We start from the raw sequence: 12,848 nt of genomic DNA, 5'->3' as shown, positions 1-12,848 counted from the left end.
CTTCAGCCCGGCCCGTGCCCCTCTCCTGGTGGGTGCAGGCGGCGGCGGCGCTGGTGCCAGGCCAGCCAGGCGCGCAGCACCAGCCAGCAGCCCATGGCCCAGGCGGCGCCCAGGCACCAGCCGGCCAGCACGTCGGTCGGCCAGTGGACGCCGAGATAGACGCGGCTGCTGCCCACCAGCAGCGTCAGCCCGATGGCGATGCCGAGGATGTAGGCCTTGAGCCGCCTGTGGTGCGTCACCCCCGCCAGCAGCGTGCCGAGCGTCAGGTAGCAGGTGGCGGAGAGCATGGCGTGGCCGCTCGGGAAACTGGCCGTGTGCACCTCGACGAGATGCGCCACGAGGTCCGGCCGTGGCCGGTCGAAGCCCAGCTTCAGCAGGCTGTTCAGCGCCATGCCGCCGCCGAAGGAGACCGTCAGCAGCGTGGCGGAGAGCCATTTGCGCAGCATGACGATGTAGCCCAGCGCCACGGCGCCGATCAGCAGCAGCACGGCGTGGCTGCCGAGCGACGTATAGTCGCGCATCATGATCTCCAGCCAGAACGGCCCGAGCGGGTCCGAGAGGTCGGCCGGGTTGCGCAGCGCCCGCAGCAGTGTCTCGTCGAAGGCGTGGGTGCCGCCTTCCAGCGCCTCGTCCATGATGGCGGCGAAGGCCAGCATGCCGCCCGCGCAGACCAGCAGGGCCGCCAGGGTGGCGAACTGCCCCCAGCTGAAGCGGCGGGAGAGAATGGTCAGGGTGTCGCGTAGCATCCGGGATTCCGCTTGCCGATAAGGCAGAGACGCGGCCATCTGGTGGGAGTTGCCACGCTTCCGCATCCCTCCGCTCCCTGGCGCGTTTCCCGCCGGATGTGCCAGCGCCAGGGCGCGGCCGGTTCTGCCAGGAGAAAGCCAGGGTGCAAAGCTGCGGAGCGAGCGTGATGCCGGCGACGGGGTACGGGGCCTGTGGGGTGGCGCATGGCTGAGCCGGACCGCCGCGCCCTGCTGATCGTCAACCGCAACGCCCGCAACGGCGGCGCCGTCATCGACGCGGCGCTGGCGGTGTTGCGCGATGCCGGCTGGTCGCTGGTGGAGCACCCCTGCAGCCCCGGCCAGACCGCCGCCGAGGTGATCCGCGCCCGCGCCGCCGAGGGCTTCGCGGCGGTGATCCTGGGCGGCGGCGACGGCACGCTGAACGGCGCCGCGCCGGCGCTGATGGAGACCGGCCTGCCCTTCGGCATCCTGCCGCTCGGCACCGCCAACGACCTGGCGCGCAGCCTGGACATCCCGTTCGACCCGGTGGAGGCGGCCCATGTCATCGCCGGCGGCGTGCTGCGGCCGATCGACCTGGGCGAGGTGAACAGCCGGCCCTTCTTCAACGTCGCCAGCATCGGCTTCAGCGCCACCCTGGCCAAGGGGCTGGGGCGGGAGGAGAAGAAGCGCTGGGGCAAGCTGGGCTACGCGCTGGCCGCCTTCCGCCTGCTGCGCCGTGTGCGCCGCTTCACCGCCTGGATCACCCATGACGGGGTGACGGAGCAGGTGAAGACCATCCAGGTTTCGGTCGGCAATGGGCGGCACTATGGCGGCGGCATGACCGTGGAAAGCTCCGCCCGGCCGGATGACGGCAAGCTCGACGTCTACAGCCTGGAGCTGGACCATTGGTGGCGGCTGCTGGCGCTGCTGCCCTATCTGCGCCGCGGCACGCAGGGGCAATGGCACGACGTGCGGGCCTTCCCCACCACCGCCTGCGAGGTGCGCACCCGCCGCCCCATGCCGGTGAACACCGATGGCGAGCTGAACGCCATGACCCCCGCGCGCTTCCGGCTGCTGCCGAAGGCGGTGCGGGTCTATGTGCCTTCCTCCAACCCTTCCCATGGGATGCCTGCCTGATGGATTCGCTGCTCGCCCTGGCCGCCGACCCGGCCGCCTGGGTCGCCCTCGCCACGCTGATGGCGATGGAGGTTGTCCTCGGCATCGACAACCTGATCTTCATCTCCATCATCACCAACAAGCTGCCGGTGGAACAGCAGGCGCGGGCGCGGCGCATCGGCATCGGGCTGGCGCTGGTGCTGCGGCTGGCGCTGCTCGGCACGGTGGCCATCATCGTGCGGCTCACCGCCCCGGTGTTCGAGCTGTTCGGCCACGGCTTCTCCTGGCGCGACCTGATCCTCATCGCCGGCGGCCTGTTCCTGGTGTGGAAGGCGACCAAGGAGATCCACCACAATGTCGACCCGCCGGCGGAGGGCGACATGTTCGCGGGGAAGGCCACGCTCACCTTCTCCAGCGCCATCGCGCAGATCCTGGTGCTCGACCTGGTGTTCTCGATCGACAGCATCATCACCGCGGTCGGCATGACGCCGCACATCCCGATCATGGTCATCGCCGTGCTGACGGCGGTGACGGTGATGCTGCTGGCGGCCGACCCGCTGGCCAACTTCATCAAGGCCAACCCGACGGTGGTGATGCTGGCGCTGGGCTTCCTGCTGATGATCGGCATGACGCTGATCGCCGAGGGCTTCGGGGCGCATGTGCCGAAGGGCTATGTCTATGCCGCCATGGCTTTCTCGACGCTGGTGGAGGCGCTGAACATCGTCAGCCGCCGGGCGAAGCGCCGCGCCGGCTGAAGCCGGGGCGCGGCCGGGGAAACCCCCGGAAGATTACAGCGTTTTCATCTTCGGAAGGGCGGGCCGCCGGGCGAACCGGCGGCCCGCCCCGCTTCTGGAGGAGAATGCCGTGAGCCTGCCGATCGCCACCGAACGCCGCCTGCTGACCGCGACCGAGTTCGAGGCCGTCTCCCGCAGCCACTACCCGGATCTCTGCGGCCTGCCGAAGCCGGAGCTGATCGAGATGGCGCGCACCCTGCGCGAATTCCGCGACAAGGCGCGCGACGTCGGCCGCGGGCGGCGGCGGGAGATGCGCGGCAAGGCCGAGCCGCGCGGCGCCACCCCGGCGCGGGACGAGAGCGGCCTCTCGCTGAAGAAGCAGGTCTTCGCATCCGCGCTGAAGCGGGTGAACAAGGAGATCGGGCGGCATGACGCCGCCGCGCGCCGCCCGGCGCAGGGCGAGATCGCCCGCCGCGCGCTGGAGATGAAGCGGGCCAGCCGCGTGCGCCACCACCCCTCCTCCGGCCGCACCGCGCATCGCGGCATGAACCCGGTGGAGCATGACAGCCGGATGACGCAGGTGGACCCGCGCCAGGTGGGCAGCGTCTCCCAGGCCACCCGGAACAACCAGGCCCGCCGCGACGCCTGAACCGACAGAAATAAGGATGGGGGCGCGGGGGGAATTCCTTCCCCCGCCCTGGCTTCCTGTCAGACGCCCCTCTGCAACCCTCCATCCACCGCGATGGCCTGCCCCGTGACATAGGCCGAGACGGGCGAGGCGAGGAAGGCGACCATGGCCGCCACCTCCTCCGGCTCCGCCAGCCGCCCCATCGGGATGTCGGCCGCCACGCGCTCCAGCACCGTCGCTTCCGGGATGCCCTCATCCTTCGCCATGGTGGCGGCGCGGTTGCGCCAGAGCGGCGTCAGCGCCCGCCCGGGCGAGACGCTGTTCACGCCGATCCCCTCCGGCGCCAGCTCCAGCGAGAGGGTCTTGGCCAGCGCCAGCACGCCGGCCTTGTGGGTGTTGGAGACGACCTGCTGCGCCGTGGGCTGGCGCGCCGAGACGGCGCCAAGCAGCACCACCCGCCCGCAGGCGGCCCGGCGCAGCGCCGGCAGCAGGGCGCGCACCACCCGCACCGTGCCCAGGATGTTGAACTCGTAATTGGCCAGCCACTGTTCGTCGGTCAGCGCCTCGAAGCTGGAGCGGTGGCTGCCGCCGGCGGCGCAGACCAGCGCGTCGAGGTGCCGCCCCTCCCAGCGCGCGGCGAGGGCCGCCACCTGCGCCGGGTCGGCCTGGTCGCAGCGGGCGGTCTCCGGCCGGGTGCCGGTCTCGCGCGCCAGGGCCTCGGCGGCCCCGGCCAGCCGGGCCTCGTCGCGCCCGGCGATGGTGACGCGCGCGCCCTCGCGCAGCAGCAGCGCCGCGGTGGCGAGGCCGATGCCGGAGGAGCCGCCCACCACCAGCGCCTCCCGCCCGTTCAGTTGCAGGTCCATGCACGTTCCCTCGGCTGCGGCCTCATTCCGGCCGGGTGCCGGAGGCCTGTAGAATGGGGCGCCACTTCTCCGTCTCCTGCTTCAGGAAGCGCGCCAGCGCCTCCGGCGTGGAGGGGCGCGGCTCGGCGCCGTGGTGGGAGAGGGCGGAGACGAGCTGCGGGTCGGCCAGCGCCTCGCGCAGCGCGGCGCTGAGCCGCGCCGCCACCGGCTGCGGCAGCCCCCTGGGGCCCAGCATGGCGTACCAGTTGGCCACCTCGAAGCCCGGCACCGTCTCGGCCACGGCGGGCACGTCGGGCAGCAGCGGGCTGCGGCGCGCGGTGGGCACGGCCAGGGCGCGCAGCTTGCCGGCCTCGATCAGCGGCAGGGCGGTGGGGGCGGTGGCGAAGGAGAAGTCCATCTTGCCGCTCACCAGGTCGGTCATCGCCGGCCCGCCGCCGCGATAGGCGACATGGGTGGTGCGGATGCCGGCCAGGTGGTCGAGCAGCGCGCCGCCCAGATGCCCGGCGCCGCCGATGCCGGAGGAGGAGTAGTTCAGCGCCTCCGGCTTCGCCTTCGCGGCGGCGATCAGCTCGGGCAGGGTCTTCCAGGGCCGGTCCACCGGCACCACCAGCACGTTCAGCACGTCGGCGAAGAGGCCGATGGGGGTGAGGTCGGCCTGCGGGTTGAAGCCGAGATCGGTGAACAGGCTGGGGTTGATGGCGAGGGCGGAGATGGTGCCCATCAGCAGGGTGTGGCCGTCCGGCGTGGCGTTGACGACGGCCTGGGTGGCCACGTTGCCGCTGCCGCCGGGCCGGTTCTCCACCACCACCGGATAGGTGGTGCCGAGCGCCGCCTGCAGGCGCGGCGCCAGCAGGCGGGTGGTGATGTCCGTGGCGCCGCCCGGCGCGAAGCCGACGATGACGCGGACCGGGCGGTCCGGATAGGCGGCTTGCGCGCGTGCCCCCCCGCCCGGCGCCGGCAGGGCCTGGGCGGGCAAGGCAAGCGCGGCGCCCAGCAGGGTCCGGCGCTGCAGCATGGCGTTTCCTTCCTTCGCCGCGCCGGCCCTGCGGATTGGTCTTGTGGATGCGGGCCGGTCGCGGAATGGCTCCCGGCGGCCATGCTGCGGGGCGGCCCGCAAAGTGTCAACAGTCTGCCGGCTGTCGACAAGCGGCGTGCGATGTGTTCCATGGCCGCATGGCCGCCACCGCATCCGCCCTTTCCGCCCCGGCCCCCAGCCCCGAGGCGCTGGACCGCATTGCCCGCCGCCGCGCCGAATCGCTGGCCGAGCTGGCGCATGCCGGGATCGAGCGGATGATCCTGGAGGGGCTGCTGGCGCCCGGGGCGCGGCTGAACGAGCAGGCGCTGGCGGCCCGGCTCGGCGTCTCGCGCGGGCCGCTGCGCGAGGCGCTGCGGGCGCTGGAGCGCGAGGGGCTGGTGCAGGGCGGCCCGGCGCAGCGCGGCATGAGCGTGCGCCGCCTGGATGCCGCCGAGGTGGCCGAGCTGTACGACACGCGCGCGCTGTTGCAGGGCTTCTGCTGCGCCCTGCTGGCGCGCCGCGCCACCGCGCCGCAGATGGCCGCGCTGCGCGCCCAGGTGGCGGCCATGGCGGCGGCGCTCTCGGCCGGCGACGCGGCGCGCTACTACGCGCTGAACCTCGCCTTCCACGACGCGATGCTGGAGGCGGCGGCGCACCGCCGCACCGCCGCCCTCTACCGCGCCATGCTGAAGGAGAGCCACCCGGTGCGCCGGCAGATGCTGGACGACGCGGAGAACCGCCGCGCCAGCAATGCCGAGCACGCGGCGATGCTGGACGCCATCGCCGGCGGCGACGCGGAGGCGGCCCGCCGGGCGGGGGAGGCGCATGTCCTGGCCGGCAAGCGCCGCTGGCTGGCCGGGCTGGGCGGCGGGTGAGGCACCGCCGCCCCGGCCTTCCGCCTCAGGCGGCCAGCAGCTCGTCCGCCGGGCCGAAGAACTCGTGGTGGATGCGCGCCGCCGGCACGCCCAGCGCCAGCAGCGCCGCCACGAAGACGCGCAGGAAGTCGCGCGGGCCGCAGAGATAGTAATCCGCCTCCGCCAGCGGCGTGTTGGCGCGCAGCCAGTCCGGGGTGATGCGGCCGGCCACGTCGTAATCCTGGCCCGGCCGGTCCTCCGGCCGCGGGCATTCGTAGAAGGTGGTCACTTGCACCCGGCCGGCGGCGGCCAGGGCCCGCGCCTCAGCGCCCAGGGCGTGGGTGGCGCCCGAGAGCGTGCCATGGACGAACTGCACCGGCGCCGCTGGGGCGCCGCCCGCCACGGCGTGCAGCATGCTCAGCAGCGGCGTCTGGCCGACGCCGCCGCTGAGCAGCACGACCGGCCGTGCCGGCGGCTCCGGCAGGAAGAACTCGCCGGCGGGGGCGGCGACCTTCAGCCGGGCGCCGGGCTGCACCGCGTCGTGCAGCCAATTGGAGGCGACACCCCGCGGCTCGCGCTTGACGCTGATGCGGTAATACGCGCCGTCCGGGGCGGAGGAGATGCTGTAGTTCCGCTTCAGCGGCGGCTGGCCCGGAATGTCGAGCCAGAAGGTGAGGTACTGGCCGGGCCTGTGCCGCAGCACCGGGCCGCCATCGGCCGGCACCAGGATGAAGGAGGTGATGACCTCGCTCTCCCGCAGCTTCTCCGCCACGGTGAAGTCGCGCCAGCCATTCCAGCCGCCGGGCGCCGCCGCGTGCTCGGCATAGATCTGCCCCTCGCGCCCAATCAGCAGGTCGGCCAGGAACCAGTAGGCCTCGCCCCAGGCGGCCAGGATCTCCGGCGTCGCGGCCTCGCCCAGCGTGTCCCGGATGGCGCCGAGCAGGGCGTCCGCCACGAAGGGGTAGTGCTCAGGCAGGATGTTCAGCCCGACATGCTTCTGCGCGATGCGCTCCACCGCGCCGGCGAGCACGCCGAGATTGTCGATGTTGCGCGCATAGGCCAGCACCGCGCCCGCCAGCGCCTTGGGCTGCGATCCGGTCTCGCCATGGTGGGACTGGTTGAACAGGTCGCGGATGGCGGCGTTCTCGAACAGGCGCTCATACATCCGGCGGGTGAGGGCGAGGCCGTGGACCTCCAGCGCGGGAACCGTGGCCTTCACGACCGAGATGGTCTGCGCGCTGAGCGGGCGGGGCATGGCGGTCTCCATAAGGTGTATTCTACATGCTCCTTATGCGGCCCTGGTAGAAAGATGTAAAGCTGCTACATCTTCCGGATGCGGCTCACGCTCTACACGGACTACGCCCTGCGGACCCTGATCTATCTCGGGCTGCGGCCCGAGCGGCGCGTTGCCATCCGGGAGATCGCGGTGGCGCACCGCATCTCGGAGAACCACCTGGTGAAGGTGGTGCACCATCTGGGCCGCGGCGGGTTCATCGAGACCACGCGCGGCAGGGGCGGCGGGCTGCGCCTGGCGCGCGCGCCCGAGGAGATCCGCATCGGCGCGGTGGTGCGCTTCACCGAGGAGGACATGGCGCTGGTCGCCTGCTTCCAGGACAGCGCCGAGGGCGCCGGCTGCCCGCTGACCAATGCCTGCCGGCTGCAATCGCTGCTGGGCGAGGCGCTGTCCGCCTTCCTCGCGGTGCTGGACGGCCAGACGCTGCGCGACCTGCTGGACGGGCCGAACCGCCCGGTAATGGCGGCGCGGCTCGGGATCGGGGCGCCGGAGGCGGCGCCCGCGCCCGTGCCCGCCGGCTGAGCGGGGCGGCGGCCTTAGCCGGTCTCCAGGATGCGCAGGCTGCCCATGGGCTGGGCAGGGGCCAGCAGGTCCACCGGGCGCCCGGCCAGCAGGTCGGCCAGCACCTTCAGCGGGCCGCCATGCGCCACCACCACGCAATCCTGCCGGAGCCCGGCGTGGAAGCCGCGCAACCGCGCCACCAGGGCCGCGCCGCTCTCGCCGCCCGGCGGAGCGAAGCCCCAGGGGTCGGCCACCCATTCGTCCAGCGCTGCGCGGGGCACGTCGTCCCAGGCCAGGCCTTCCCAGGCGCCAAAATCCAGCTCCAGCAGCCGCGTGTCCTCCACGATGGCGGCGCCACCGGCCAGCGCCGCGGCCAGGGCGCGGCAGCGCCGGGCGGGGCTGCTGAACCAGCGCGCCGGGCCGAACCCGGCCAGCGCCGCGCGCAGCGGCGCCGGGTCGGCCCCGCGGCCCGGCGGCACGTCCAGCCGTCCGTAGCAGAGGCCGCGCGGCAGGTCGGTGGGCAGGTGGCGCACGAGGGCGACGCGCATGGCCGGGCTACGCAGGCCGGAAGGCGGGCGCCGTTCCGGCGCATGTCGCCAGGGCGGCCGGCGGGCATGGCGGGGCGGGGCGGCGCATCGGGCGGGTCCGTCAGGCAGGAGAGGGCGGGGCGCGGGCGCCGCAGTAACAGCCCCGTGCGGGCGGGAACAGGCGCGGGGCGGTTTTCCCGCGGCCGCGCCGGGCGCAGGATCGGGCCACCGCCCGTTCCGCCGGGCGCGGATATCACCAGATCGGAGCCCCGCCGCCCATGCCGGACCTGATGACCAACCCCCTGGAGGCCCTGCTCGCGCCCTTGCAGGCCGCCGCCCGCCGGCACGAGACGCCCTGCGGCGAGGGCCGCATGGTGTGGCACGAATGGGGGGAGGGGGCGCCGGGGGAGGCGCCTGTGGTGCTGCTGCATGGCGGCTCCGGCTCCTGGCGCCACTGGGCGCGCAACATCCCGGCCCTGGCCGCGCGCCACCGCGTCCTGGCCGCCGACCTGCCGGGGCTCGGCGAATCCGACATGCCGCCGCGGCCAGATTCGCCCGATGCCATCGCCGCCATTGTCGCCGCCGGGGTGGCGGCGCTGCTGGGCCCGGTGCGCTACCGGCTGGTGGGGTTCTCCTTCGGCGCCATGATCGGCGGGCATGTGGCGCGGCAGGCGCCGGAGCGGCTGGCGAGCTTCACGCTGGTGGGCGCCGGCGCCATGGGGCTGCGCCGCCGCCCGACGCCGATGCAGCCGGTGCGCAGCCTGCACGGCCCGGCGCGTGAGGCGGCCAACCGCGCCAACCTGGCGGCGCTGATGCTGGCCCATCCGGAGCGGATCGAGGGCGCGGCCCTGGCCCTGCAGGACTGGCATGTGCGGCATGCCCGGCTGCGCAGCCGCCCCTTCGCCGGCACCACCGCGCTGCGCGATGCGCTGGAGGGCCTCGCCGTGCCGCTGGCCGGCATCTGGGGCGAACTGGACAGCACCGCCACGCCCTGGCTGCAGGACCGGCTGGACCTGTTGCGCGCCCTGCAGCCCGGCGTGGCCCTGGCCGTGGTGCCCGATGCCGGCCACTGGGTGATGTGGGAAGCGCCGGAGGCGTTCGGGGCGGCGCTCGCCGGCACATGGGAACACGCAATGTCGTGAAGTGGCGGAGGCGTGTGAAACCGATGCGCAGGTTTCAAATTAAAGGCAAAGGAATGCCGCCGCGAGGTTCAACGCCATGTTTGTCGCCCCCTTCAAGCGTATGTCGACCCTGGATACCAGCCCCGCCGTGCGCCTCGGGACCCTCGAGGCGGAGCGGCAGGCGTCCCTGCTCCGCGTGCCGCGCGAGACCCTGCCGAAGCAGCCCGGCCAGCCGCTGCCGCCCAAGGCCGGCGGCGAGCCGGTTCGCCGCTGACGGCATCGCGGCCGGGGGCGGGTTCCTCCACCGGGCCGCTTCTCCGCCCATCCTGATTCCTGCCGCCCTGGCGAATCGTCGCCGGGGCGGCTTTCCGTTCCGGGTGTTTTCCGTTCTGGGGGATGCCAAGCGCCGGGCCTAGCGGGGCAGGGCGCCGGCCAGGTCCATGCTGCCTTCCAGCCGCGCCACCAGCGCGGCGAGCCGGGGCCGGGCTTCCTGCAGCAGGTATTCCGGGCTGACCAGGAAGGAGGGGGCGCCGCAATTCACCACCATCGGCGGCAGCCCGCCGCCGGGATGGAAGCCGAGGGCGATGGCGTTCACGTCCGGCTGCCAGTCGCCGAAGGAGCAGCAGCAGCCATAGTCGCGCTGCTCGGCCAGGGCCCGCTCCACCGTTGCGCGCAGCCGGGCCTCGTCCGGCGCGTGGATCTGCCGCAGCACCGCCTCGCGCTCGGCGGGGCTGCAGGCGGCCAGCCAGGCGCGGCCCATGGCGCTGTTCACCAGCGAGATGCGCGAGCCGGCCTCGAGGTTCACCGCGATCGCCGCGTCGCCCCGCGCCAGTTCCAGATAGACCACCCCCAGCCGGTCCCGCGTGCCGAGCGCCACCACGCTGTGCGTCTCGGTGGCGAGCTGCTGCAGCAGGGGGCGCGCCACGCGGCGGATGTCGAGCCCGCCCAGCATGGCGCTGCCCAGCGCCAGCACCGCCGTGCCCAGCCGGTAGCGCCCCAGTTCCGGCACGTAGTGCAGGTAGCCGAGCTGGGTGAGGGTGTGGGTCAGGCGTGAGACGGTGGAGCGCGGCAAGCCGCAGCGCGCCGCGATCTCCTGGTTGCCGAGCAGCGACTCGCCCCGGCGGAAGCAGCCCAGCACCTCCAGCCCGCGCGCCAGCGCGGTGACGAAATCGCGGTCCTGCCCGGCGGGGCTGTCCGGCTGGTGGGCTGTGGGGGCGGCACGGCGGCGGGGCATGGGCATCCTGTCGGGAATGGCGACGCCACGCTTGACGCGCGCGGCGCTTTGCGCGACCCAATAGCACAAACATGCGGAATTCAATTCCGCAATGCAGAATTAAGCGCGCCGCATCCCAGGGAGAAGACGCCGATGACCGGTCCCGTGACCTATCAGGTGGAAGACGGCATCGCCGTCATCATGGTGGAGAACCCGCCGGTGAACGCCCTCTCCGCCGCCGTGCGCGGCGGGCTGAAGGAAGCGGCCGAGCGCGCCGGCGCCGACCCGGCCGTGGCGGGGATCGTGCTGGGCGGGCGGGGCTCCACCTTCATCGCCGGGGCCGACATCACCGAGTTCGGCAAGCCGCCCGTGCCGCCCAGCCTGAACGAGGTGATCGCGGCGCTGGAGGCCTGCCCGAAGCCGGTGGTGGCCGCCATCCACGGCGCCGCGCTGGGCGGCGGGCTGGAGGTGGCGCTGGGCTGCGATGCCCGCATCGTCGGGCCGCGCGCGCAGCTCGGCCTGCCGGAGGTGAAGCTCGGGATCCTGCCCGGCGCCGGCGGCACGCAGCGCACCCCGCGCCTGATCGGCGCCGACAAGGCGGTGGCGCTGGCCGCCTCGGGCGACAAAGTTTCTGCCAGTGACGCGGTGGCGATGGGCCTCGCCGATGCGCTGGAGGAGGGCGACCTGATCGCCGCCGCCAAGGCCAAGGTGCGGGCGCTGGCCGCGGCGCCCCTGCCGCCGCGCCTGAACGTGCGGGATGACCGCCTGACCGCCCCCGGCGCCCGCGAGGCCTTCGAGGCGGCGGCGCAGAAGCTGGCCAAGCGCGCGGCGGAGGAGCCGCAGGTGGCGGCCATCGTGCAGTCCGTGCGCAACGCCTTCGAGATGCCGCTGGAGCAGGGTCTAGCGGGCGAGCGCGCCTTCTTCACCCAGCTGCGCGACGACCCGCGCAGCCTGGCGCTGCGCCATGTGTTCTTCGCCGAGCGCGCGGCGGCGCACATCCCCGGCCTGCCGCGCGGCACCCAGCCGCGCAAGGTGGCGCGCGTCGCGGTGCTGGGCGCCGGCACCATGGGGGGTGGCATCTCCATGGCCTTCGCCAATGCCGGCATCCCGGTGACGATCATCGAGACCGAGACGGCGGCGCTGGAGCGCGGCCTGAAGCGGATCGACGGCATCTACGCCACCTCCGTCAAGCGCGGCAGCCTGAGCGCCGAGGCGCATGCGAAGCGCATGGGGCTGATCGAGGGCAAGGTGGGCCTCGAGGCCGCCGCCGGCGCCGACCTGGTGGTGGAGGCGGTGTTCGAGGAGCTGGAGCTGAAGAAGGAGATCTTCGGCAAGCTGGACAGCATCGCCCCCGGCGCCATCCTGGCCAGCAACACCTCCTATCTCGACATCAACGCCATGGCCGCCGCCACCTCCCGGCCGCAGGACGTGCTGGGGATGCACTTCTTCTCCCCCGCCAACGTCATGAAGCTGCTCGAGGTGGTGCGCGCCGAGAAGACCTCGCCCGAGGCGCTGGCGACGGCGGTGGAGATCGGCAAGAAGCTGGCCAAGGTGCCGGTGGTGGTGGGCGTCTGCCACGGCTTCGTCGGCAACCGGATGCTGGCGCGCCGCACCCAGCAGGCCGAGCGCCTGCTGCAGGAAGGCGCGACGCCCGCCCAGGTGGACAAGGCGCTGACCGATTTCGGCTTCCGCATGGGTCCCTTCGCCATGGGCGACCTCGCCGGGCTCGACATCGGCTGGCGCATCCGCAAGGCGACGGGCGGCAGCGCCCCCGTGGCAGACGCGCTGTGCGAGGCCGGCCGCCTCGGCCAGAAGACCGCCAAGGGCTACTATGACTACCCCGAGGGTGCGCGCGCGGGCGTGGAATCGGCCGAGGTGCAGGGCATCATCGAGGGCGTCTCGCAGAAGCTCGGCATCCAGCGTCGCGAGATCAGCCAGCAGGAGATCGCCGAGCGGCTGATCTACCCGATGATCAACGAGGGCGCGCGCATCCTGGAGGAAGGCATCGCCGCCCGCCCGGGCGACATCGATGTGGTCTGGCTCTACGGCTACAACTGGCCGGCCTGGCGCGGCGGCCCGATGCACCATGCCGATGCGCTGGGCCTCGCGCACGTTGCCGAGCGCCTCGCCGCCTATGCGGCGCAGACCGGCGACGACAGCCTCAAGCCCGCCCCGCTGCTGTCGAAGCTGGCCGCCGAGGGCGGTTCCTTCGCCGGGCTGAAGGCCGAGGCGAAGGCCGCCTGAGCGAAGCGCCGCC

14 protein-coding genes are annotated in these 12,848 nt (G+C 73.5%); 8 read left to right on the top strand and 6 right to left on the bottom strand.

The genetic code is table 11. The features are described from left to right. Positions 1 to 2: 2 nt before the first annotated feature. Positions 3 to 746, bottom strand: a complete 744-nt coding sequence (locus CR165_RS03650) for a phosphatase PAP2 family protein (RefSeq protein WP_109515611.1) — start codon at positions 744 to 746, stop codon at positions 3 to 5. Between the two features lie 204 nt (positions 747 to 950). On the opposite strand from CR165_RS03650, the gene CR165_RS03645 reads away from it, so the two are divergent. From CR165_RS03645 to CR165_RS03635, 3 genes are all read left to right on the top strand, one after another. Continuing rightward, a complete protein-coding gene (locus tag CR165_RS03645; RefSeq protein WP_109515610.1) occupies positions 951 to 1,862 on the top strand; it encodes a lipid kinase in 912 nt (303 codons plus the stop codon). Continuing rightward, positions 1,862 to 2,596 (top strand): TerC family protein, encoded by a 735-nt coding sequence (locus tag CR165_RS03640; RefSeq protein WP_109515609.1) that lies wholly within the window; start codon positions 1,862 to 1,864, stop codon positions 2,594 to 2,596. Before CR165_RS03645 ends, CR165_RS03640 begins: the two co-directional genes overlap by 1 nt. Positions 2,597 to 2,705: 109 nt before the next feature. Next, on the top strand, positions 2,706 to 3,224 hold the full coding sequence (locus tag CR165_RS03635; protein ID WP_109515608.1) for a hypothetical protein: 519 nt from the start codon (positions 2,706 to 2,708) through the stop codon (positions 3,222 to 3,224). 59 nt (positions 3,225 to 3,283) lie between these two features. Here CR165_RS03635 and CR165_RS03630 read toward each other — a convergent pair whose 3' ends face one another. Both CR165_RS03630 and CR165_RS03625 read right to left on the bottom strand, forming a co-directional pair. Continuing rightward, complete coding sequence (locus CR165_RS03630) at positions 3,284 to 4,066, bottom strand: SDR family oxidoreductase (protein WP_109515607.1); 783 nt, start codon at positions 4,064 to 4,066, stop codon at positions 3,284 to 3,286. A 22-nt stretch (positions 4,067 to 4,088) separates the two neighbouring features. Further along, on the bottom strand, positions 4,089 to 5,081 hold the full coding sequence (locus CR165_RS03625; RefSeq protein ID WP_181377988.1) for a Bug family tripartite tricarboxylate transporter substrate binding protein: 993 nt from the start codon (positions 5,079 to 5,081) through the stop codon (positions 4,089 to 4,091). A 158-nt stretch (positions 5,082 to 5,239) separates the two neighbouring features. On the opposite strand from CR165_RS03625, the gene CR165_RS03620 reads away from it, so the two are divergent. Then, positions 5,240 to 5,956 (top strand): GntR family transcriptional regulator, encoded by a 717-nt coding sequence (locus CR165_RS03620; protein WP_109515605.1) that lies wholly within the window; start codon positions 5,240 to 5,242, stop codon positions 5,954 to 5,956. Between the two features lie 25 nt (positions 5,957 to 5,981). Here CR165_RS03620 and hmpA read toward each other — a convergent pair whose 3' ends face one another. Then, positions 5,982 to 7,190 carry an NO-inducible flavohemoprotein gene (gene hmpA / locus CR165_RS03615; protein ID WP_109515933.1) on the bottom strand — a complete coding sequence of 403 codons (1,209 nt, stop codon included), beginning with the start codon at positions 7,188 to 7,190 and terminating at the stop codon, positions 5,982 to 5,984. A gap of 78 nt (positions 7,191 to 7,268) precedes the next feature. On the opposite strand from hmpA, the gene CR165_RS03610 reads away from it, so the two are divergent. Then, on the top strand, positions 7,269 to 7,751 hold the full coding sequence (locus tag CR165_RS03610; RefSeq protein WP_109515604.1) for an RrF2 family transcriptional regulator: 483 nt from the start codon (positions 7,269 to 7,271) through the stop codon (positions 7,749 to 7,751). Between the two features lie 14 nt (positions 7,752 to 7,765). Here CR165_RS03610 and CR165_RS03605 read toward each other — a convergent pair whose 3' ends face one another. Then, positions 7,766 to 8,278, bottom strand: coding sequence for a histidine phosphatase family protein (locus CR165_RS03605; RefSeq protein WP_109515603.1), 513 nt, complete (start codon positions 8,276 to 8,278; stop codon positions 7,766 to 7,768). 257 nt (positions 8,279 to 8,535) lie between these two features. On the opposite strand from CR165_RS03605, the gene CR165_RS03600 reads away from it, so the two are divergent. After that, positions 8,536 to 9,399, top strand: a complete 864-nt coding sequence (locus tag CR165_RS03600; protein ID WP_109515602.1) for an alpha/beta fold hydrolase — start codon at positions 8,536 to 8,538, stop codon at positions 9,397 to 9,399. Between the two features lie 76 nt (positions 9,400 to 9,475). Then, on the top strand, positions 9,476 to 9,652 hold the full coding sequence (locus tag CR165_RS24865) for a hypothetical protein (protein WP_181377987.1): 177 nt from the start codon (positions 9,476 to 9,478) through the stop codon (positions 9,650 to 9,652). Positions 9,653 to 9,790: 138 nt separating this feature from the next. Here the strand turns inward: CR165_RS24865 and CR165_RS03595 are convergent, their stop codons facing one another. Continuing rightward, positions 9,791 to 10,612: an IclR family transcriptional regulator gene (locus CR165_RS03595; protein WP_219929674.1), complete on the bottom strand. Its 822-nt coding sequence runs from the start codon at positions 10,610 to 10,612 to the stop codon at positions 9,791 to 9,793. Positions 10,613 to 10,744: 132 nt separating this feature from the next. On the opposite strand from CR165_RS03595, the gene CR165_RS03590 reads away from it, so the two are divergent. Next, the gene (locus CR165_RS03590) at positions 10,745 to 12,835 is read left to right on the top strand and encodes a 3-hydroxyacyl-CoA dehydrogenase NAD-binding domain-containing protein (protein WP_109515601.1); all 2,091 of its coding nucleotides are present in this window, start codon (positions 10,745 to 10,747) and stop codon (positions 12,833 to 12,835) included. The last annotated feature ends 13 nt before the right edge of the window (positions 12,836 to 12,848 follow it).

This window comes from Teichococcus aestuarii (assembly GCF_003116135.1).
GTDB classification, from domain to species: Bacteria; Pseudomonadota; Alphaproteobacteria; order Acetobacterales; family Acetobacteraceae; genus Pseudoroseomonas; species Pseudoroseomonas aestuarii.
Note: the sequence above shows the minus strand (reverse complement) of the source record. Positions and strands in the feature narration are given on the sequence as shown.

Coding starts and splice junctions, on each gene's coding strand:
- CR165_RS03650 (WP_109515611.1), bottom strand. CDS start 746: ATGCTACGCGACACCCTGACCATTCTCTCCCGCCGCTTCAGCTGGGGG.
- hmpA (WP_109515933.1), bottom strand. CDS start 7,190: ATGCCCCGCCCGCTCAGCGCGCAGACCATCTCGGTCGTGAAGGCCACG.
- CR165_RS03620 (WP_109515605.1), top strand. CDS start 5,240: ATGGCCGCCACCGCATCCGCCCTTTCCGCCCCGGCCCCCAGCCCCGAG.
- CR165_RS03590 (WP_109515601.1), top strand. CDS start 10,745: ATGACCGGTCCCGTGACCTATCAGGTGGAAGACGGCATCGCCGTCATC.
- CR165_RS03640 (WP_109515609.1), top strand. CDS start 1,862: ATGGATTCGCTGCTCGCCCTGGCCGCCGACCCGGCCGCCTGGGTCGCC.
- CR165_RS03630 (WP_109515607.1), bottom strand. CDS start 4,066: ATGGACCTGCAACTGAACGGGCGGGAGGCGCTGGTGGTGGGCGGCTCC.
- CR165_RS03610 (WP_109515604.1), top strand. CDS start 7,269: ATGCGGCTCACGCTCTACACGGACTACGCCCTGCGGACCCTGATCTAT.
- CR165_RS03625 (WP_181377988.1), bottom strand. CDS start 5,081: ATGCTGCAGCGCCGGACCCTGCTGGGCGCCGCGCTTGCCTTGCCCGCC.
- CR165_RS24865 (WP_181377987.1), top strand. CDS start 9,476: ATGTTTGTCGCCCCCTTCAAGCGTATGTCGACCCTGGATACCAGCCCC.
- CR165_RS03605 (WP_109515603.1), bottom strand. CDS start 8,278: ATGCGCGTCGCCCTCGTGCGCCACCTGCCCACCGACCTGCCGCGCGGC.
- CR165_RS03645 (WP_109515610.1), top strand. CDS start 951: ATGGCTGAGCCGGACCGCCGCGCCCTGCTGATCGTCAACCGCAACGCC.
- CR165_RS03600 (WP_109515602.1), top strand. CDS start 8,536: ATGCCGGACCTGATGACCAACCCCCTGGAGGCCCTGCTCGCGCCCTTG.
- CR165_RS03595 (WP_219929674.1), bottom strand. CDS start 10,612: ATGCCCCGCCGCCGTGCCGCCCCCACAGCCCACCAGCCGGACAGCCCC.